Below are 19119 nucleotides of genomic sequence, written 5' to 3'. Positions count from 1 at the left end.
GTTGCTTATCCTCTGTACTTGCTCTGGATCCTGCTGATTTTTTCAATCTTATCTTCTACTAATATATTTGCAGCTTTATACGTTGGTATATCGTGATTTTTGGCGATTTTGTAGATTTTTCCGAGGATGTCATAGATCATGTTTGCATTCTTGAATGCCCGTTCCTTGCTGTACTCATGCAATTCATCCGCTACCTGGATCAGCCCGCCTGCATTGGCGACATAGTCAGGTGCGTAAAGGATTCCTTTCTGATGCAGCATGTCGCCGTGGCGTTCTTCTGCCAGAACATTGTTGGCAGCACCGGCCACCGCCAGGCATTTCAGTTTTGGAACCGTTATGTCATTGATTACAGCGCCAAGAGCATTCGGTGAAAAAATATCGCATTCTACGGTGTATATGTCCAAAGGTTCAACTGTCTCAATATCCGGATATTGTTCTAGAACTTCATTAACATTTTCTTCAAAAATATCTGTGACGACCAGGTTTGCTCCTTCATCATGAAGATGTCCCACCAGGAAGCGACCAACTTTGCCAAGCCCCTGGACAGCAATTTTGCGTCCCGTCAGTGAATCCGTACCGAATATCTCTTTTGCTGTCGCTTTAATAGCCTTCCACACTCCATAGGCCGTGATGATTGCAGAGTTGCCGCTGCCTCCATATTCTTCCGGCAGCCCGACCAGATAGGAGGTTTGCTTTGCTGCGGACACGAAATCTATGCCGACAGTTCCTACATCTGTCCCTGTGTAAAAGCGCCCTTTCAATGTTTCGATAAAAGAGCCAAAAGCCTGGAAAAGTTCATCCGATTTTTCAGACTTGGGATCGCCGATGATGACAGCCTTTCCGCCCCCGTATGTCACTCCTGAAACTCCGCATTTATAGGTCATCCCTTTGGAAAGGCGCAATACATCCCGCAGTGCTTCATCGGTCGACTCATAATCCCACATCCGGCAGCCGCCCAGTGCAGGACCAAGAGTTGTATCGTGGATCGCCACAATCGATTTCAGACCGGTGGCTTTGTCATAATTGAAAATCACCTGTTCATGGCCGTGTTCCTTCATTTCTTCAAAAAGATCGAGCACCATTTTCTGTTCTTCCGTTAGCAACACAAACATCCCCTCCCGTAATCGGACCTGGCAAAGCTGTGCCTATATGCTGAATGTATCCAGATCATTAATATGTAAGCCCTTACACTGATACATTATAAAGAGTTTCGCTGCCGCCAACGGTGATATATCTTACACTTTTATGGCAAAGCAACTGGAAAAAATCATTGGGAACTTCCAGTTCGCCAATAAAGTTGTGAACATCGCCAATAAAATTGTGAACTCCGCCAATCAAACAAAATTCACTCAAAAAAGAACCAAAGCACAGCAGCTTTGGTTCTTTTTTGAGCAATTTATTATTGTACACCTGGAAACCAGCCTGGTGTATTGACGATTGCCTGCCATAATGGATCCGGTACGACGAGGCGTGACTGCGCACCTGTATCAAGCTTCATTTCAATTTCATTTTCACGGCCGGTTTCGACCTTTTCTACCCAATCCGGATCAATGATCAGTTCACGGCCAAGCGCGAGCAGCGGTACTCCTGTTTCGAATGCCTTAATCACATCCTCAGCACTGTATAGTGATCCCACACCAATGACAGGTACTTTATTACTGACTCGTTCGTGAATGATTTCCATCCGTGAACGGTCATCATCCACACCTCTCCTCGGTTTGGACCAGAAATCATTCAATGATACGTGCAGGTAATCGAGATTTTTTGCTGCGAGTGCATCGATCAACTCAAGGGTGTCTGCCATTGTGATACCAGGCTCCTCCGGCTCTTCCGGCGAGAATCTGTATCCGACGATGAACGGTTCCCTGGCATGCTCAGCTGTTACTTTTATCACCTCATCAATAACCGCCAGCGGAAAGGCCATCCTTTTTTCCAGTGAGCCACCCCATTGATCTTCGCGCCTGTTTGAATGAGGGGAAAAGAATTGCTGGATCAGATAGCCATTGGCTCCATGGATTTCGACTCCATCAAAGCCTGCCTGAATGGCGCGGCGAGTTGTCTCACCAAAAGCAGATATGATCTTCTCAATTTCATTTCCTGTCAATTCACGCGGTGCTTTCGCACTGTTCCGCTCTGTTTGAACGGCACTTGCGCTGACGATGTCTCCATCCGGAACAAGTTCTGGCGGACATTCGCGGCCTCCATGGAATATTTGCAGAACCGCTTTTGCGCCTTCCGCCTTTATGGCTGAAGCCAGCTTGCGCAGACTTGGAATCATCTCATCTGTATCTGCGCCAAACTCACCTTTGAAGCCTTTCCCATCCCTGGTCACGTATGTACATGCCGTCACTACCATGCTGACTCCCTTTGAGCGGCGGGCATAATACTTTACCTCTGCGTCTGTCACGGTTCCATCATCATTGGATGAGAAATTTGTCATCGGCGCCATGACAAGTCTATTCTTCAAGCTGACTCCATTTGGAAATAAAAACGAATCGAATAACGGTTTATAATTTTCATCCATGTATTATGTACCTCCTTTTTCGATATACGAAAGATTTTACCTAATATGCTAATTGCTAAACATCCTAGTTATTATTTGTATCTTCCCGAAAAAAAACAGCGGAAAATTACTTTTCCGCTGTCATCTATTACCTGCTTGTTTTTTCGATTGCTGCCTTGATGGCCGCCGCCTGCTGGTCCATATCGCCCATTCCCTGAAAATGAAGATACATGATTCTCGGTTTCTCAAAGAGCATATGGTTGTGCAAAGCTGAGATTTCAAGCTTGCCATTTGTCAATTCATCGAGAACCGGGTTTACTTCATCCTGGAGCAAAGCAAGTTCTCCCATCACGGCTGTTTGCCCATCAACATTTTCAAAACTGAAATGGAAGGCAAGTTCCATCATTTCCATAGACAATTTTTTATCCATAAACGTCGCTTTTTTAATATTTTTACGGATGATTTCCACCTTGCAAACGCCATCTACTGTTTCAACGTCTGTATTGAAAACTTTTTTCAGCTTTTCACATTCTGCACTTCCCTGGGCTTGTGCTGCAGCGGGTAAAAATAATGAAAAAACCAACACGGCTGCCATCGTCATTCTATTCACTTCAGGCACTCCTTTTTTCATTAGCATCCCTGTTTAAAGCTTCGTTATTCCTGGCCTTTTATAAAAAGACACACTGCCGCAACAGAAATTCTTGCTGTTCCATTTGAAAAAGCCTGCTTCCATCCTAAAGCGCTATACCCAATACAGTTGAAAGTTCTTGTTTCTTCTCATTCAAATAAAGTTGGTCCAATCCCTTGAGTTCGTCTTTATTGAATTTTTCCATATTGTAAATATAAAGCTCCCAGATGCTTTTCTTCAATGAATCATCAGCTGATCTTCCGATTAACAGATAAGCTTCGATCAGAGCTATTAGAATTGAAAAATCCTCGCTGCCATAATGGATGATTTGATAAAAGGATAAATATAAGATGTCCATCGTCCTTTTTTGTTTCCCAATGATTCTTGGCTGCATCTCTTCGTCATAATAGGCGATATAACGGCCATTCGAACGAATCCGGCATAGATGGGACAACGCCATTCCCAGATACGAGATACAGACTCTTGCTGTATTAGGGTCATTGACCGCAGGTGATATAGCCCTTAATGCCACCTCGACAATTTTCTGCAGGGCGAATTCCGGGTCCTGAATCGATGAACGTTCCTTCCCAAGCTTCAAGTACTGATTCAGCACTCCATTTATATCCTCATCCAGTTCACCACTATGATGGACCCGGAACGCAATACTGTCATCGGTAAGAAAATCCCCATTCAAAAAATTTGCCTCAACCCCGATCTTATGCTGGGATGCATATTTCAAAAGCCCGTTATAGTCTGTCAGCTGTACATAGCCATATCCCCTGCACTTTACATCCCTGACGCATTCATAGGTGAAATTCGCATCTTTCCTGTCATCAATCACGTTCGTAAACTTGCTTTCTAAAATCTCTTCCTGCCTTTTGATGACCTTCATACTTCCCTCGGTGATTTCACGGATCAGTGTACTTACCTGGATGGACGTAGCCACATTATGAATGAAATAGGCGAAAACACCAAGGCAGATAAATGCGATTACCACTCCAATCGATGCGGAAATTACTTCACTTTCATACCAGTTTTCACTCATGAAGAGCAAAGATAGGACCGAGTACACAAATCCTCCCATGAAGATTCCAAGTACCCGCATTGTCAACGGATCCTCAACGAAATTATTCAGCGTTCGCGGAGAAAATTGTGATGAGTATGTAGTCAATACAACCATGATTGTTGAAAACGTAATCGTCGTCATCGTTAAAAGTGCCCCGGAAAGCGTACCCAAAATCGTTTGGGCAAGGTCGACACTAGTAAGCATGAATGATGGAACAACTTCCTGAGACAGTCCGTTGTGGTCAACATAGATCACAATCAATGCGAGCAGAAATGCGAGCACACTATAAATGACTGGTCTCAGCCACATACTTTCCCTTATCCTTAAAGCCATTTTTCTCAACAAACTCTCCAACTCCTTAGCTGCCGACTTCTTCCTTACTTATTTAGACCAATTAAGTCGTGTTTAATCAATTACCTTTACAGTTAGGTAGTAACATATTTAAAATGCCAGGGCTAGACAAGGCTTGAAATTAAACACACAGTGGCATATTCTTAATTGTATACTTCAAATATTTAAGGGTGGGATTAACCTGCGTATCAATAAATTCATCAGCGAATCAGGAAAAACGTCAAGACGCGGCGCTGACCGCCTCATTGAGGAAGGACGCGTGACAATCAACGGCAAGGTTGCAAAAATCGGCAGCCAGGTTGAGCCTGGCGATGTCATCAAGCTCAATGGCGAAGAAATCAGGATGTCGCAGAACTATGTTTATATTGCCTTGAATAAACCAGTCGGCATCACAAGTACGACGGAAAAACAAGTAAAGGGGAATATCATCGATCTTGTCAATCATCCGCTAAGGATTTTTAACATCGGGCGGCTTGATAAGGATTCAGAAGGCCTGATCCTGCTCACGAACGACGGAGATATCGTCAATGAAATTCTCAGGGCTGAGAACAAGCATGAGAAAGAGTATATCGTATCCGTGGACAAGCCAATCACTCCCGAATTTATCAAGGCGATGTCTGAAGGCGTCAGGATTCTTGGGACGAAAACATTGCCTGCAAAGGTCGTCCAGCTTTCGAAATACGAATTCAATATCATCCTTACACAAGGATTGAACAGGCAGATTCGCCGCATGTGTGAAACTCTTGGCTACGAAGTCCTCAGACTCCAGCGCATCCGGATCATGAATATCCATCTCGGCAGCCTGCAGATCGGGCAATGGCGCGACTTGACCAAAAAGGAGAAACAGCAGCTTTTCAGCGATTTGAATTACGAACCAAAGCAATGGTAAAAGGATGAGCTCATATCGCTCATCCTTTTTTTATCGGCTGTTATTAAATAGATGCTGTACCTGCCTTGTCTTCTTCCCTCAGAAGCTTGAGGAACATTTTTTCACGGTAAAGGTAAAAGACCACTGCAAACAGGCTGAATCCACACACGGCCAGCAGCAGCCATACGGGCAATTTTTCTAGCAGGAACCCAAACAGGATAAATCCTGCAGGAGTCATCGCGCTTGAACCAGTTTCCAGAAGGGCCATGACCCTCCCGCGGTACTCGTCTGGTGTGTTCTTTTGCAGAAGGACGCTTACTGGCGTATTGATGAACATAATCGACGCGGACAGGACAAGGACCATGCTTACAAGATATCCGAAGATCAATGGATTTGACAGTCCCACGAAGCCCGGAACTGCCGGAAGACCAATCAGTATCAATACAGCTGATAAAATAAGCATGCCTCCTATGATGGAGAATTCCTTTTTTCTGATTTCTTTTCGTCCCGACAGGATGAGCGCCATGATCATCATCCCGACTGAAAATGCACCTTCAATGAAGCCAAGTTGGACCGATGACATTCCTCTGACTGTTAAAACCAAATACGGCATGGCCACCGGAAAGATGGCGAACCAAAAATTCAGCCAAACACTCAGGATCACCAGGTGGAGCAGAAACGGCTGGGCTTTAATATAAGAAATCCCCTGTTTCAGGTCTTCTGCCATGCGGGTTGTTTTTTTATCCTGTGTTTTCTTTGAAAATAGATTGTATTCTATGAGGATGCTAGCGAAAGCTGCGATGAGATAGGTAAGTATATTCAATGCCATGAAGAGGTGAATTTGGATGATGCCAAAGAATACTCCGCCAAGGACCGGTCCCAAAATAGCAGAAAGGGAAATGGCTGCCTGGTTCAGAGACATTGCTTTCTGCAGGTGGTCAGGTCCCACCATGTTGTAGATCGAAGAAGTAACGGCTATGGAATAAAAGGTGCTGATGATGCTCAATCCAGTGGTTGCCACATATAAAATCCAAATTTCCTGACTGAAAAACAGGAAGGACATCAATATGATGGCAAGCCAGAAAGAACTCGCAAAGTTCGAGAAAATGATGATTTTCTTTCGGTCCATGCGGTCGCTTAATGTACCCGCAACCGGGGCGAGCAGGATTCGCGGCAGCATGCTGAGCACGAGCGTGACAGCAAAATTGAGGCTGGAACCTGTTTCAGCAAGGATATACAATCCAATGGCAAAAGCATAGATTGATGATCCAAGCACAGAGGTCACCTTCCCGATCAGAAATAGCACAAGATTTTTCTTGATTGCACCTTCCAATTAATTCTCCTCCTCAAGCGTCCTTTTTAAAGAGATATTGATTTCATACGAAATTTTATTCTGCTCACTTTTCTTTGCTGATTTTTTCACGTATTTTAAAAATAATTGATCGATATCAGCCTGAAGCTCCTTCATGTCTTCCTCCGTTAAAGAGATATATGTCCCTTGTCTTACAACCTTTTCAGTTTCCGGCTGGCCTTGATCGTCGTTCAGGTTGAAATGGGTTGCTTTTGACCGGTAGTATTTCTCTATGATCCCTCTGTTTTCTTTCGTCTCTTCCAGTTCTAAAATGCCGCCATTGTATAGCTGCTGGATATGGTAATGTATACTGCCTGCAGTTTTACCAAGTTCATCGGCAACCTGCTTTGCCGTCATTGCCTTCGTCGCAAGCAAATAAATGATTTTAACTCGTAACGGACTCGAGATTAATTTTTGCTGTTCTAAATTCACATCCATCGTTTTCTTAATATAATCCATTCGATTCACCTTCCATAATATTCATATGTTCTAACTTTATTTTACGTTCTAAAATTTTAGAATGCAATAAATAATTAGAATGATGCGTACTGGCGTGGATTCCTTATGTGTGTTGTAATAACTTATATCAACGTTTTATAAGTTAGGAGCTATTTATAGTCATGAATACGACAAACCCGGTAAGCCAGGACGAACTGAAGATTATTTTGCTCGCTGCAAACGAAATTATTATGTACGGAGGGAAAGGCCTGCTGGGCAAGATCCTCGCAGGATCAAAAGATAGAAGGATCTATACAGCAGACCTCCATCTCTCGACTTTTTACGGAGCCTTTGCAGACATAAAACAAAAGCAGATCATGGAAAAGGTAGAATGGGTGATGTCAAACGGCTACCTTTCAGCTGATGAAAAGCTCTCCCTTCTTATTTACACAGACAAAGGCTGGGGCCTTATTAAGGATGAACTTACGGAAGTTCTTTATACGGATCTTGCCCTCGCTGCTGAGTACGGAAAATATGAGTATGTTCAGGTCATCCTCAATCAGGATCCAGAACTGAAGATGGACCTACTCGATCTCATTTTGGAGAGAAAGGACAAGGAATTGATCGAAATTCTGATTGAATGGCTGGAGCTGGAGACCTATAAACCGGTACCTGAAAGAATCCAGGAGGTGATCCAGGGACTGGTTAAAGGAGATGCCAGCAGTCCACAGCCAACAAACGGGACACTCTCTTTTTCAGCCAATAAAAAATGGCTGGCTATCCCTCAGGAAAGCCGGCAGATGCTTGTCAGGAATGTTTTTTGCGGAAATTGCCGGGGTCCTGTTCAAATCGAGAAATATGTGATCAAGGATTTCAACAATACAGTTATACTCGAAGGAAAATGCAAAAACTGCGGCAATGATGTGGCAAGAGTTATTGATTGAATCAAGGCACCTGGCTTAATTGCCAGGTTTTTTTTACACAAATATAGTTTGTATACAAATTATATTTACACAAAATATTTATCGTGCTAAAATGATATAAGGTAATTGAGGAGGTCACGCTCATGAACATGACTTTGGATAAAGCAATCGGCTCAGCTTCGGTTCGGTTAAGCAAGAAGCTGACACGAATCATCAATCATCATCTGAAGGCTTACCATATTACGACTGAACAGTGGAGTGTCCTGCGCACACTGAATGAGTCTGATAAGATTTCACAAAAAGAATTATCGATCAGGTCAGACAAGGACCAGGCAACCCTGACGAAAATCCTTGATCTCCTTGTAAAACAGGAAAATGTTGAAAGGGTCCCTAATCCCCAGGACCGGCGTTCGTTTCTGGTGGAAATCACTCCAAAGGGCACAAAGCTTGTGGAGGAAGTGACTCCTTATATTGAGGAAATCTACGTGAAAATCACCCATGGTATTGATGCAGCCAATCTTGATATTTTCAAGGAAGTTTTATCCGAACTGGAAGACAATATTGCTGGACTTCTGGAGGAAAACAATCAGAAAGAAGGAATATGATGAACACTACATCCAAGTTGTGGACAGCACAGTTTATGGCCATTCTTTTGATGGCTTTTTTATTTTTTATATGCCTGCAGCTTTTGACTGCGGGCTTCCCTGCTTTTATTACCGACATTAAAAACAATCCGGCGCAGGGCGGTTTGATGACAACGGTATTCATGGTCGCCGCCATCGTCACCCGTTTTTTTGTCGCTTCCTTGATGCAGAAGATGGATTACAAGAAGTTGAGCCTTATTTCTCTCGGGCTGATAGCCGTTACTGTTGCCTTGAGCTTCGGCCAGGATTCAGTCGCATTATTGCTTCTTTTAAGAGTTTTCCATGGAGTTGGTTTTGGGATCATTACGACAATCTTTTCGACTATGGCAACCAATATCATCCCTGCCCACCGTCTCGGTGAAGGAATCGGCTATTATGGGATGGCAACAAGTGTCGGGACTAGCCTTGGGCCAATGTTGGCACTTGCCCTTCTCCAGGTATTTTCTTTTAATATGCTGATTGCGATTTCAGTCGGATTGACACTGCTGATCATTGTCTTGAATATCTTTGTAAAAAGCCCTCGAAAACCTGTACCAGCTAAGCCACAGAAGATCAATTTCCGTGAGCATGCCTTTGACAAAGACGCCTTTACGCCGGCGATCCTGACAGCTTTCTTCTCGATTACGCTTGGCGGAGTCGTAAGCTTCCTGCGGGAATTAGGAAAAGAGGCTAACCTCGGGGCAACCATCTCCCTGTTCTTCCTTGTCCTGACGATTGTGATGGTTATCATCAGGCCGGTATCAGGAAGAATGTACGATAAATACGGGCATAAATTCATCATCTACCCTGCAGTCGCTTCAGGGATCATCGGATTGACACTTTTAGCGGTCACTCAAAATACTTTTACCCTTTTAGTCGCGGCCGTTTTTTACGGTACTGCATACGGGACGGTAGCACCTACACTTCAGGCAATTGCGGTAAGCGCAGTAACAAAGGAGAAACAGGGCACCGCAAATGCGATGTACTTTTCCTCGATGGATCTGGGAATGGCTCTCGGGTCGGCCGGGCTTGGCCTGCTTGCTTCCTACACGAGCTACCACTTCATATACGGATTCTCGGTTATCTTTCTCGTTGGGCTCATGCTTGCCTATACCTTGATTTTCGTTAAGAAAAAGAAACCTAAGGAACAATTTGTTGAAACGACAGAAGAAATTGGAATCTAAAAACACGGTGGATCCTTTCCACCGTGTTTTTGTCTACCTGATTTCCTTTTTGCGGGCTTTGGGCAATCACTTTATTCATGCTGTTTATTCCCTATCCCCATTCCTGACCTCATGCCTGCGGATATAAATCCACATGGAGATATAGGTCAAAAAGAGTAAAAGGAGAAATACCGGTACAGACAATACATTCTGGATCAACAAACTCATCCACCTCTTTTACTTTAGGCTGTCCAGCGGGAACGGAAATAATAAGTAGAAGATCACGGCAATTGGTATGGAAAGAATCCATGCGATTACTGGTTTTCGGTAATGAACCCATATGAAAACAAATAAAATCAGGTTGAGCCAAATATTATGCCAGCTGTTCCAGCCATTGTCGTACACGAACATCCCTTTATGGGCGAATAATGCTTCTATAATGGAGTAAAAGACCACCCAGGTTCCCAAATAGATGAACTGGTTTCTTCTTGTTGACGGAAATCTCTGAAGATAGATCATCAATCCGACCGGACAGATGAAAAACGTGAAAGCCATATTGATAATCGAATGGTTCAGCCACTCAGCGGTGATTCCGCGGAAAGCCCATAAAGTGTGATTATAATAAAGTGTATTGTAGAGCAGATTGATCATCATGAAAAAAAGAATGGTCGAATACTGCTTCTTCCATTGGGACCAATCAATAAATTTATAAGCGAAAAAAATCCAGACTGCTATGACCAATAATAGATACATATTGCTTCTCTCCCCGTGAATCCTGATTTTATCAGTTATTTCCGGTGGAGAATTTTTTTATACTAAAAAAGACCTGCGTCCAAAAGGAGCAAGGTCATGCGATTGGATATTCAATTAGTAAATAAAAACTTAAACAGTCTTTTCTGCTTCTGGTATTCTTTTTGCGCTTCTTCAATCGTGATTTCTTTGAAGCGGATTTTTGTCCTCGGCAATGACTGGGCGAGAAGCGGAATATCAACAGAAATAACAGTGGCAATCCGGGCATAGCCCCCGGTCGTCTGCCGTTCTGATAGAAGGATAATTGGCTGTCCGTTAGACGGCACCTGTATGCCTCCGAGCGGGATGGCATCGGAAATAATATCGGAGCCGGCCATTGTCTCCAGCCTCGCCCCCTCAAGCCGGTATCCCATCCTATTGGATTGGCTTGAAATTGTATACTCGCTGTCTAAAAATTGATTCAGGGTTTTTTGAGGGAATTTATCAAGATGGGGCCCAAGAATCACTCGTATTTCCAGTTGTTTTCGATATGAAGGAATTAAATCTTTATGTAAAAACCGATTTCGCCTGACAAATGGAGTTCCATATAATAGATCTCCTGCTTCCAGGGCGCGGCCTTGAAATCCGCCGAGCCGGCCATTGATAAAAGTTGACTTGCTGCCCAGCACGAGCGGTACATCTATTCCTCCAGCTACACCAATATATGCCCTCGCACCGCTCTTCACATTTCCAAATGTCAACGTTTCTCCTTTTTTAAGAACGAAATTTTTCCACATCGGTACTTCTTTGTTTTCCACCTTAGGCTGCAAGTCACCGCCACAAATGGCGATCGACACATCACCCAGAGCTTCAAGACCGGGACCGAGCATCGTTGCCTCCAGCCCTGCCTCACCTGGCGGGTTCCCGACAAGCAAATTGGCCATTCTTAAAGAGTAAGTGTCCATCGCTCCTGATGGACTGATGCCATATTGTTGATAACCTGTCCTTCCCAGGTCCTGGACTGTTGTCTGCAAACCTGGTTTGATTATTTTAAAAAGAGGTACTGTCATTTTGCATCCCAGCTCCTGCCGACTTCGATGCCTTCGGATAACAATGTTTCTCTCAATTTCACTGCAAAGTCAAGGGCCTGCGGCTCGTCTCCATGGATGCAGATGGTGTCGGCCTGGATGTCAATGTCTGAACCATCAACTGCCGCGACTTTACCTTCCTTCACCATTCGAATGACCCTTTCCATCACCAGCCTAGCGTCATCAATCATGGCATTAGCCTGCGAACGCGGTGTCAACTTCCCATCAGGCTGATATGTACGGTCCGCAAACACCTCTTGAGCCACCTGCAGTCCTGTCTCCTTGCCCGCCTTAACAAGGAAGCTCCCGGCAAGACCGAATAATACCAAATTGGAATCAACATCTGCCACAGCACGGGCAATCGCTTCGGCAGCTGCAAGATCCTTTGCAGCCAGATTGTAAAGGGCTCCATGCGGTTTCACATGGACGATGCTTGTATCGCAAGCCTTTGCAGCGGCTGTGAGCGCGCCAATTTGATAGATGGTCAGATTGTATATTTCCCTGGCGCTCATCTTGATTTCTCTTCGGCCGAACCCATGCAGGTCCGGAAAGCCAGGATGGGCACCGATTTTCACTCCGTGTGCTTTTGCCATTTTTACCGTATCCATCATGACATTATGGTCTCCTGCATGGTAGCCGCAAGCGATGTTCGCCGAAGTGATATGCTTCAGCACTTCGCTGTCATTGCCAATTTTAAATACACCGTAGCTTTCCCCTAAGTCACAATTAAGGTCAACCGATACCACTTTCCTCACCTCTTTTCATACGTCTTGACCCGGTAGCCGTCACCCATTCTTTTTATACTTATAAATTGCTCCACATTAATTGGCACAAATTTTATGTAATGTCCTGAACTCAACAAGAACGGCTCTTTCTTTTTCGGCGAAAATAAATTAACAGGTGTTGTGCCGATAATCCTCCAACCGGAAGGAACGTTTGCAGGGTAAATCCCCGTCTGGTTCCCGCCAATTCCGACAGCTCCCGGTTTCACACTTTGCCTCGGCTTTTCCAGTCTCGGGACAGCCAGGTTTTCCGGAAGCCCTCCAAGATAAGGGAACCCAGGCATGAACCCCATCATATAGATGAGATATTCTCTATTAGCATGAAGATCGATGACTTCCTGCTCCCCTAAACCATGATACTCTGCGACATATCCTAAATCCTCACCATATTCTCCCCCGTAAAAGACCGGTATTTCATAGACCAGCTGCTTGTTTTGCCGGGATGTTCCCGGAATATGATTGAGGGTTTTAAGTTGATTGATTAGAGTCTCGTAGGGAATGACATCGGGTTCATAATAAATCGTTAATGTCGTGTAGGCAGGAACGCATTCAATAATGCCCTTGACCCTCGCCTGTTCCAGCTTGTTTAAAAAAACAGTTATCTCTTTGTTTATCTTTTCATCTATTGTATCTCCAAAAGAAATACGGACCGCCGAGTCACCCAGCGGCGAGATCTCAAAACGCATCTTTTCCTCCTTAAAATTCATGATTTGTTATGATGAAGCACATGTATCGATAATCACCTTCAATGCCTGAGTCATCACTTCCTGGGGCAAGGAGGGCAAAGAAGGATTGCGGGCAGACATTTCTGTCGATGCAGGAAAATGGATAAAACCTGCCTTGATAGCCAGGTTATTTTTACGGATATGGTTCAAAACCGCATACAATGTGTTATTGCAGATGAATGTACCCGCACTGTTTGAAATTGACGCCGGGATATGCAGCTCCTTCAGGTTCTTTTCGATTAAACGGTTAGGCAATGTAGAGAATAAGCCATCCGGCCCTTGCTCATCAATCGCCTCGTCCGTTGGAATATTGCCTCTATTATCCGGATAAGGATCTCCTGAACCGGTATCCTTAATATTGATTCCAATCCGCTCAGGAGTTATTGCCGTCCTGCCTGCAGCCAGTCCGCAGGAAATTACTACATCCGGCTGGATTTCTTCAATTTTATTGATCAGTTCTTCCGCACACTCGTCATAATTGACCGGCAGCAAAATCGTTTCGATTTCCACATTCCCTATCGAAAACTTCTCAGCTTCCGAAAGTAATTTTTCAGTAGGATTGATATTCATCTTTCCAAAAGGCTCAAAGCCCGAGATTAAAATTTTCATGAATGGTCACTACCTTCTTTAGGAATTTTCGATTTTAACAAACACTTTTATATTATTCTACCAGAATATTAAGACTTTAACGGAATCTTAAATATTTATATAAGTGTAGGCTACAATAAATTCACAGTATTTTACAAAAATATATGATAACATTAAAATATTAAGTAAGCGCTTTCTTTATTATATTAAGGAGGATAATGTATGGATAATTTCATTGAACAAATTAAGACTCTATCTAATCGGGTAACAAAATTACAAACCACTGTAGTAACTGAAGAAGCTACTAAAACTTCAATTATCATGCCCTTTTTTCAAATATTAGGGTACGATATCTTTAATCCAGAAGAATTTACGCCTGAGTTCGTTGCGGACGTAGGAATAAAAAAAGGGGAAAAAGTGGATTATGCCATCATGAATGAAGGCAAGCCTGTAATTTTAATAGAAGCCAAGTCGATAAATGAAAAACTCCAAAAACACGATTCTCAATTATTTAGGTATTTCGGTACTACTTCTGCAAAATTTGCTATTTTAACAAATGGAATTATTTATAGATTCTATACAGATTTAGAAGAACAGAATAAAATGGACACTTCCCCATTTTTCGAATTCAATATTTTGGATTTAAAAGATAGTGCACTTATAGAATTAGCTAAATTTAAGAAAAACAGCTTTGACCTAGAAAATATTTTTACAACAGCTTCTGAATTAAAATATCTCAATAAACTTAAAGGTTACTTAAACGACCAAGTAGAAACTCCAACTGAAGAATTTGTTAAATTTATGATCAGTCAAATTTATGAGGGGGTTAAAACCAAAAATACTCTTGAGAAATTTGAACCAATCATTAAAAAGGCATTTAAACAATTTATAAATGAACTTGTTAACGACAAGCTGAATGCAGCATTAAAAACGACTAATTCAGAAGTGGATGCTCAAAAGGAAGCATCAGCGACCTCTGAAACGATAAAAATTAAGGATGAGCCCCAAGTAGCCACTACTGAAGAAGAAATTGAAGGTTTTGCTATTGTAAAGATACTAATTAAAGATACAATAGCTGAAGAAAGGATATCATATAGAGATAATCTGAGCTATTTTAATATTTTACTGGATAACAGTATAAGAAAATGGGTATGTAGGTTGGGATTTAATTCTGCTAACAAATATATTCAATTCAATGATGATGAAAGAACTACTGTTAATATTGATAAAGTTTCTGACATCACAAAATATAAGGATAAGCTTATAGAAATATCAAGCAAATATAATTAAAGCGAACAGCCAATATTCACATTTAAAGTGAATATTGGCTGTTGCACATCTCCTATTCCTATAAAAGATATGTTTAATCCTTCTGCAAATAACGATTGTAAACAAACCTGAGAAAATGTTCCTAAAAATTTTCATAATTCCATTACTCTCTTTAAACAGTCTTGAAATAGCGTCTTAATACTTCTCCGTTAATCTGACATTGTTACATAAAACATGCTGAGGAGATGGAGAAATGAAGAAAACATTAATCGGAACCGGATTTGCCTTAACCCTCATGCTGAGTCCTTTTCAACAGGCCTTTGCTGCGGAACCTACCACAGGAGAGCTCAGACAGTTTGATACTGTCGCCCACCGCGGGGCTGCAGGTTATGCCCCCGAGAATACAATCGCTGCATTTGACAAAGGGCTTGAAATGAAAGCAGATTACATCGAACTTGATGTCCAGCGCAGTAAGGATGGGGAATTGGTCGTGATCCACGACACCACTGTTGATCGGACAACAGATGGTTCTGGGAAAGTTGGTCAACTGACTTTAGAAGAGCTGCGCAGCCTTGATGCAGGAAGCTTCAAAGGCGAGCAATTCGCCGGTGAAAAAATCCCTACCTTTGAAGAAGTGCTTGACCGCTATCATGGGAAAATCGGTATTTTGATAGAGTTGAAGTCACCTGAGCTATATCCGGAAATCGAAGAGGCTGTAGCACAGGAATTGAAGGAAAGAAATTTGGACAAGCCGCAGAATGACAAAATCATTGTCCAATCCTTCAACTTTGAATCAATGAAAAAGATGGACGCACTGCTTCCAAAAGTTCCGATTGGTGTCTTAACCTCTTCAAAACTTCATGCAACTGACGCTGCCCTTGAGGAATTCGCAACTTACGCTGATTTCTTCAATCCAAGCTATGGCCTGGTTTCTAAAGAGCTTGTCGAAAAGGTGCATAGTCTCGGGATGGAAATTCAATCCTGGACGGTACGAAGCCCTGAAGCGGCACAGTTCCTGATTGATATGAAGGTAGATGGCATTATTACTGATTATCCAGATTATATAGATCCGCGAAACTAACCTAAAAAACCTGTCCTACATGGATGGGTTTTTTGTTTTTCTTTAAATTTTTAATTTTTAACTTAAAATATTTAATTATTTTTTAAATAAATATTTACATTTTTAATTTCAATACATAAAATATACTTAAATACCGATGGAAGGAGGCAATCATGGCATATCCTGTCTTAACAAATTGTCCGGTTTGCAGCCAAACTCTTAAAATTACCAAGCTGCAATGCAATCATTGTGATACGACGATTGAAAATGAATTCGAACTTTCGAAGCTTGCTTCTTTAACAAAGGAACAGCTACAGTTCATCGAGATCTTCCTTGTATCCCGCGGAAATATTAAAGAAGTAGAAAAAGAACTTGGAATCTCTTATCCGACTGTCCGGGGAAAGCTGAACGATATTATCACTGCACTTGGATACGACACGCAAAAGAAAAATGAGCTGGATGAAAAGAAAATTGTAGCAATGCTGGAGAAGGGTGAAATTTCACCTGAGGATGCAATCAAACTTTTAAAAGGTGAATAGGGGGAATTTTTGATGAGTGAAGAAATTTCAAAAATTTTAACGATGGTCCAAGATGGAAAAATTGATTCAGAAAAAGGTGCCCAGCTGATTGCCGTACTAAAGGAGAAGGAAACTTCTGTCTTACCTCAGAAACAAAGTAAATACTTAGACAAAACGCTAAAAATCCGTATTGTGTCCAAGGAGAATGACAATGTGAACGTCAATGTACCGATCAAGTTGGTAAAGGCGCTTCTCAAAACCGGGTACAGCATCGCTGCGGGAATCCCTCAATCCCAGCAATACGTGAAAGACCTTGACATCAATATGCTGATCGATGCCATTGAAAATGAACTGGATGGGAACATCGTCGACATCCAATCGGCAAATGGCGATACAGTTAAAGTCGTCATTGAGTAAAACATATGATGAAAATCAAAATCAAAACAGATAAAATCGCATTTTCCCTCCCTGTCCCGTACACAATCTTAAAAGCTGCCAGTTCGATTCTTGCATCTAAAAGATTCCAAAGCCAGATGCATAAATGGGCAAATCAGGATCTTCAACATAACCAAGTTCCCGCCGTACTATTCACTACTTTACTAAACAGACAGCTGATGAATGAACTTATCCGCGAACTGGGCAAGCATAAAGGAACTTTGCTAGTTGATGCAAGGTTGCATGATGGCACTGAGGTCATGGTAAAATTATAAAAAAGAAAGGAACCCTGGCTTCTTTTTTCCGAAGGCAGGGTTTCGATTATTATTAAAACAGCTTTTCAAAACAAACATATAGTTCATGCCCCTCCGGCTTGCCTTCCATCTTGACGGTACCAGTCTGCTTATAGTTTCTTTTATCATAAAATCCGACTGCCCCTTTGTTACCGGAGTACGTATCAAGCCGGAGTGCAGCATATCCATGGTCTCTGGCAAAATCCTCGGCAAATTGGAGCATCCTGCTTCCAAATCCTCCGCCCTGTGCGGCAGGGTCGATACAAAACGAATGTAGAACAAGAGGCTTCCCATCTGTATCTGTCCAGTCGGCGTTCTCCCATTCAGGAGCCTGCCACTCGTCGAGCACCATCACTCCAATGGTGGCCTCCTCTTTTTTCATAACGAACAGCTCTTCCCCCTCCATCGCATTCTCAAAATACTCATGGTTTGGGTATTTCTCATCCCATTGCAAAATGCCTCTTGATTCAAGATATTCCTTGCAATCGGCAAACATTTCGCCAATTACAGGCAAATCTTCTTCTGTAGCGGTTTCGATCTGTTCTTCTTCCATCTCACTGCTCCTTTTGACTTCTATTCGCTGGCCGGTGTTACGTTAAAGAAGTTGGCACTTTTGTCATTTTTCTTTGCTTCATTTTTCTTTTTTTCCATTTTCCCGTCTGATTCATAGCTTTGTTTGAACTGAACTTCCTTTTTGGTCATGTCGGTACCTCCTAGTTTGATACTAGAACAGCACGATTTGCTGTCCCTTCCTAACATAGTTTCTCAGAAGCTAGTTTGTGCCTTTTTTTACCGCTAGATGCATAAAAGCACCGGTTTTTCTATAAACCGGTGCTTTCAGTTCAGTATGCGAAGTTGTGATTGCCAATCTGTTTTGTGACTGTTCTTGTAAAAATCCATTGATCTGTTGCCAAGCTAGGATTGTAGTAATAAACAGAGCCATAGGAAGGGTCCCAGCCAAGCAATGCATCCTTCACGGCATGGTAAGCTATGTAATTCGGCTGAAGCTGATACTGCCCATCATACACCGCGGTAAACGCATTCCTCTGGAAGATGACGTCATAAACTGTATTCGGAAAATCCTTCGATTCCACCCTGTTTAAAATGACTGCTGCAACTGCTACCTGCCCCTGGTAGCTCTCTCCTCTTGACTCACCGTTCACGACATGAGCCATCATATCAATATCATTGATCAATTGGGTTGTCCGCGGTCCCATCCCTCCGGTTGCTTCCAGCCCAAAATCCCTCTGAAACGCCTTGACTGCTTCGGTAGTAATGGGACCAAAATAACCGGTTGTTTGGTCATTAAAATATCCTAGCTTCTTTAAAACGGATTGAACATATGTAACCTCTGATCCTGCCGATCCCATTTTGATTCCAGAAGCCTTTGTTTCAGGCTGTCCGAAACCCAGGACCGCTAAAATGACTGCTGCCGCTGCCAAGCTCTTTATGTACTTCTTCAAATTCTCCACTCCCGTTCTGTTATTATAGGCAATATGCCTGCCGATGCAGTTTCCCACTCACCTCCCCATTTTCTATTCCTTATGAAAGTTCCCTATTTCCGGAATGGAAAACTCGTCCAAAAGAATGGAAAACATTAAATGGAGTGGTATATATTTCTTATTTTCGTATCTTTTTGGTCCAGTGAATCGTTTAAAAGCATATATAAAAATATTTAGCTTTACGAAGTTTTGCAAATACCCGATAATTGAGTATAT

At 42.6% G+C, this 19119-nt stretch carries 24 protein-coding genes; 9 read left to right on the top strand and 15 right to left on the bottom strand.

Annotated features, from left to right (window positions below; all coding sequences use genetic code 11):
- Positions 1 to 5 precede the first annotated feature (5 nt).
- The 5 genes from M3593_RS16080 to M3593_RS16060 all read right to left on the bottom strand — a co-directional run bounded on the left by M3593_RS16080 (position 6) and on the right by M3593_RS16060 (position 4542).
- The gene (locus tag M3593_RS16080) at positions 6 to 1082 is read right to left on the bottom strand and encodes a Glu/Leu/Phe/Val family dehydrogenase (RefSeq protein WP_251544007.1); all 1077 of its coding nucleotides are present in this window, start codon (positions 1080 to 1082) and stop codon (positions 6 to 8) included.
- A gap of 103 nt (positions 1083 to 1185) precedes the next feature.
- Positions 1186 to 1410, bottom strand: a complete 225-nt coding sequence (locus M3593_RS16075; protein WP_251543910.1) for a hypothetical protein — start codon at positions 1408 to 1410, stop codon at positions 1186 to 1188.
- Entirely contained in the window at positions 1400 to 2524 is a 1125-nt protein-coding gene (locus M3593_RS16070) for an NADH-dependent flavin oxidoreductase (protein WP_251543912.1), read from the bottom strand. Before M3593_RS16070 ends, M3593_RS16075 begins: the two co-directional genes overlap by 11 nt.
- 127 nt (positions 2525 to 2651) lie before the next feature.
- Entirely contained in the window at positions 2652 to 3104 is a 453-nt protein-coding gene (locus M3593_RS16065) for a DUF1259 domain-containing protein (protein ID WP_251544009.1), read from the bottom strand.
- Positions 3105 to 3237: 133 nt separating this feature from the next.
- Positions 3238 to 4542, bottom strand: coding sequence for a DUF2254 domain-containing protein (locus tag M3593_RS16060; protein ID WP_144475127.1), 1305 nt, complete (start codon positions 4540 to 4542; stop codon positions 3238 to 3240).
- A 181-nt stretch (positions 4543 to 4723) separates the two neighbouring features.
- Between M3593_RS16060 and rluF the strand changes: the two genes are divergently transcribed.
- Positions 4724 to 5437, top strand: a complete 714-nt coding sequence (gene rluF, locus M3593_RS16055; RefSeq protein ID WP_251544012.1) for a 23S rRNA pseudouridine(2604) synthase RluF — start codon at positions 4724 to 4726, stop codon at positions 5435 to 5437.
- A gap of 43 nt (positions 5438 to 5480) precedes the next feature.
- Here rluF and M3593_RS16050 read toward each other — a convergent pair whose 3' ends face one another.
- Entirely contained in the window at positions 5481 to 6749 is a 1269-nt protein-coding gene (locus tag M3593_RS16050) for an MFS transporter (protein WP_144475128.1), read from the bottom strand.
- Positions 6750 to 7226 (bottom strand): ArsR/SmtB family transcription factor, encoded by a 477-nt coding sequence (locus tag M3593_RS16045; RefSeq protein WP_251543914.1) that lies wholly within the window; start codon positions 7224 to 7226, stop codon positions 6750 to 6752.
- 161 nt (positions 7227 to 7387) lie between these two features.
- Between M3593_RS16045 and M3593_RS16040 the strand changes: the two genes are divergently transcribed.
- From M3593_RS16040 to M3593_RS16030, 3 genes are all read left to right on the top strand, one after another.
- Positions 7388 to 8149 (top strand): RQC-minor-1 family DNA-binding protein, encoded by a 762-nt coding sequence (locus M3593_RS16040; RefSeq protein WP_144475129.1) that lies wholly within the window; start codon positions 7388 to 7390, stop codon positions 8147 to 8149.
- Between the two features lie 122 nt (positions 8150 to 8271).
- Complete coding sequence (locus M3593_RS16035) at positions 8272 to 8733, top strand: MarR family winged helix-turn-helix transcriptional regulator (RefSeq protein ID WP_251543916.1); 462 nt, start codon at positions 8272 to 8274, stop codon at positions 8731 to 8733.
- Positions 8730 to 9935 (top strand): MFS transporter, encoded by a 1206-nt coding sequence (locus tag M3593_RS16030; protein ID WP_251543917.1) that lies wholly within the window; start codon positions 8730 to 8732, stop codon positions 9933 to 9935. Before M3593_RS16035 ends, M3593_RS16030 begins: the two co-directional genes overlap by 4 nt.
- Before the next feature lie 216 nt (positions 9936 to 10151).
- Here M3593_RS16030 and M3593_RS16025 read toward each other — a convergent pair whose 3' ends face one another.
- The 5 genes from M3593_RS16025 to M3593_RS16005 all read right to left on the bottom strand — a co-directional run bounded on the left by M3593_RS16025 (position 10152) and on the right by M3593_RS16005 (position 13847).
- Positions 10152 to 10667, bottom strand: a complete 516-nt coding sequence (locus M3593_RS16025) for a CBO0543 family protein (protein ID WP_144475130.1) — start codon at positions 10665 to 10667, stop codon at positions 10152 to 10154.
- A gap of 110 nt (positions 10668 to 10777) precedes the next feature.
- Complete coding sequence (locus M3593_RS16020; protein ID WP_144475131.1) at positions 10778 to 11713, bottom strand: 5-oxoprolinase subunit C family protein; 936 nt, start codon at positions 11711 to 11713, stop codon at positions 10778 to 10780.
- A complete protein-coding gene (locus tag M3593_RS16015; RefSeq protein ID WP_144475132.1) occupies positions 11710 to 12477 on the bottom strand; it encodes a LamB/YcsF family protein in 768 nt (255 codons plus the stop codon). Before M3593_RS16015 ends, M3593_RS16020 begins: the two co-directional genes overlap by 4 nt.
- Positions 12478 to 12482: 5 nt before the next feature.
- Entirely contained in the window at positions 12483 to 13199 is a 717-nt protein-coding gene (gene pxpB / locus M3593_RS16010) for a 5-oxoprolinase subunit PxpB (protein ID WP_144475133.1), read from the bottom strand.
- 27 nt (positions 13200 to 13226) lie between these two features.
- Positions 13227 to 13847 carry a pyroglutamyl-peptidase I gene (locus tag M3593_RS16005; RefSeq protein ID WP_144475134.1) on the bottom strand — a complete coding sequence of 207 codons (621 nt, stop codon included), beginning with the start codon at positions 13845 to 13847 and terminating at the stop codon, positions 13227 to 13229.
- 201 nt (positions 13848 to 14048) lie between these two features.
- On the opposite strand from M3593_RS16005, the gene M3593_RS16000 reads away from it, so the two are divergent.
- The 5 genes from M3593_RS16000 (at position 14049) to M3593_RS15980 (ending at position 17383) form a co-directional block, all read left to right on the top strand.
- On the top strand, positions 14049 to 15116 hold the full coding sequence (locus M3593_RS16000; RefSeq protein WP_144475135.1) for a type I restriction endonuclease: 1068 nt from the start codon (positions 14049 to 14051) through the stop codon (positions 15114 to 15116).
- Between the two features lie 232 nt (positions 15117 to 15348).
- On the top strand, positions 15349 to 16176 hold the full coding sequence (locus M3593_RS15995) for a glycerophosphodiester phosphodiesterase (protein ID WP_144475136.1): 828 nt from the start codon (positions 15349 to 15351) through the stop codon (positions 16174 to 16176).
- Positions 16177 to 16328: 152 nt separating this feature from the next.
- Positions 16329 to 16694 (top strand): DUF2089 domain-containing protein, encoded by a 366-nt coding sequence (locus tag M3593_RS15990; protein WP_251543918.1) that lies wholly within the window; start codon positions 16329 to 16331, stop codon positions 16692 to 16694.
- A 12-nt stretch (positions 16695 to 16706) separates the two neighbouring features.
- Positions 16707 to 17090 (top strand): SHOCT-like domain-containing protein, encoded by a 384-nt coding sequence (locus M3593_RS15985; RefSeq protein WP_144475138.1) that lies wholly within the window; start codon positions 16707 to 16709, stop codon positions 17088 to 17090.
- A gap of 5 nt (positions 17091 to 17095) precedes the next feature.
- Entirely contained in the window at positions 17096 to 17383 is a 288-nt protein-coding gene (locus tag M3593_RS15980) for a hypothetical protein (RefSeq protein WP_144475139.1), read from the top strand.
- Between the two features lie 52 nt (positions 17384 to 17435).
- On the opposite strand, the gene M3593_RS15975 is transcribed toward M3593_RS15980, so the two are convergent.
- From M3593_RS15975 to M3593_RS15970, 3 genes are all read right to left on the bottom strand, one after another.
- A complete protein-coding gene (locus tag M3593_RS15975) occupies positions 17436 to 17954 on the bottom strand; it encodes a GNAT family N-acetyltransferase (protein WP_251543920.1) in 519 nt (172 codons plus the stop codon).
- Positions 17955 to 17974: 20 nt separating this feature from the next.
- Positions 17975 to 18103 (bottom strand): hypothetical protein, encoded by a 129-nt coding sequence (locus M3593_RS24075; protein ID WP_285848076.1) that lies wholly within the window; start codon positions 18101 to 18103, stop codon positions 17975 to 17977.
- Between the two features lie 140 nt (positions 18104 to 18243).
- Entirely contained in the window at positions 18244 to 18873 is a 630-nt protein-coding gene (locus M3593_RS15970; RefSeq protein WP_483308930.1) for a cell wall hydrolase, read from the bottom strand.
- Positions 18874 to 19119: the final 246 nt, after the last annotated feature.

This window comes from Mesobacillus sp. MER 48 (genome assembly GCF_023714225.1).
Lineage (GTDB): Bacteria > Bacillota > Bacilli > Bacillales > Cytobacillaceae > Mesobacillus > Mesobacillus oceanisediminis_A.
The sequence above is the reverse complement of the archived record's forward strand: the minus strand, read 5'-3'. Positions and strand labels throughout refer to the sequence as shown.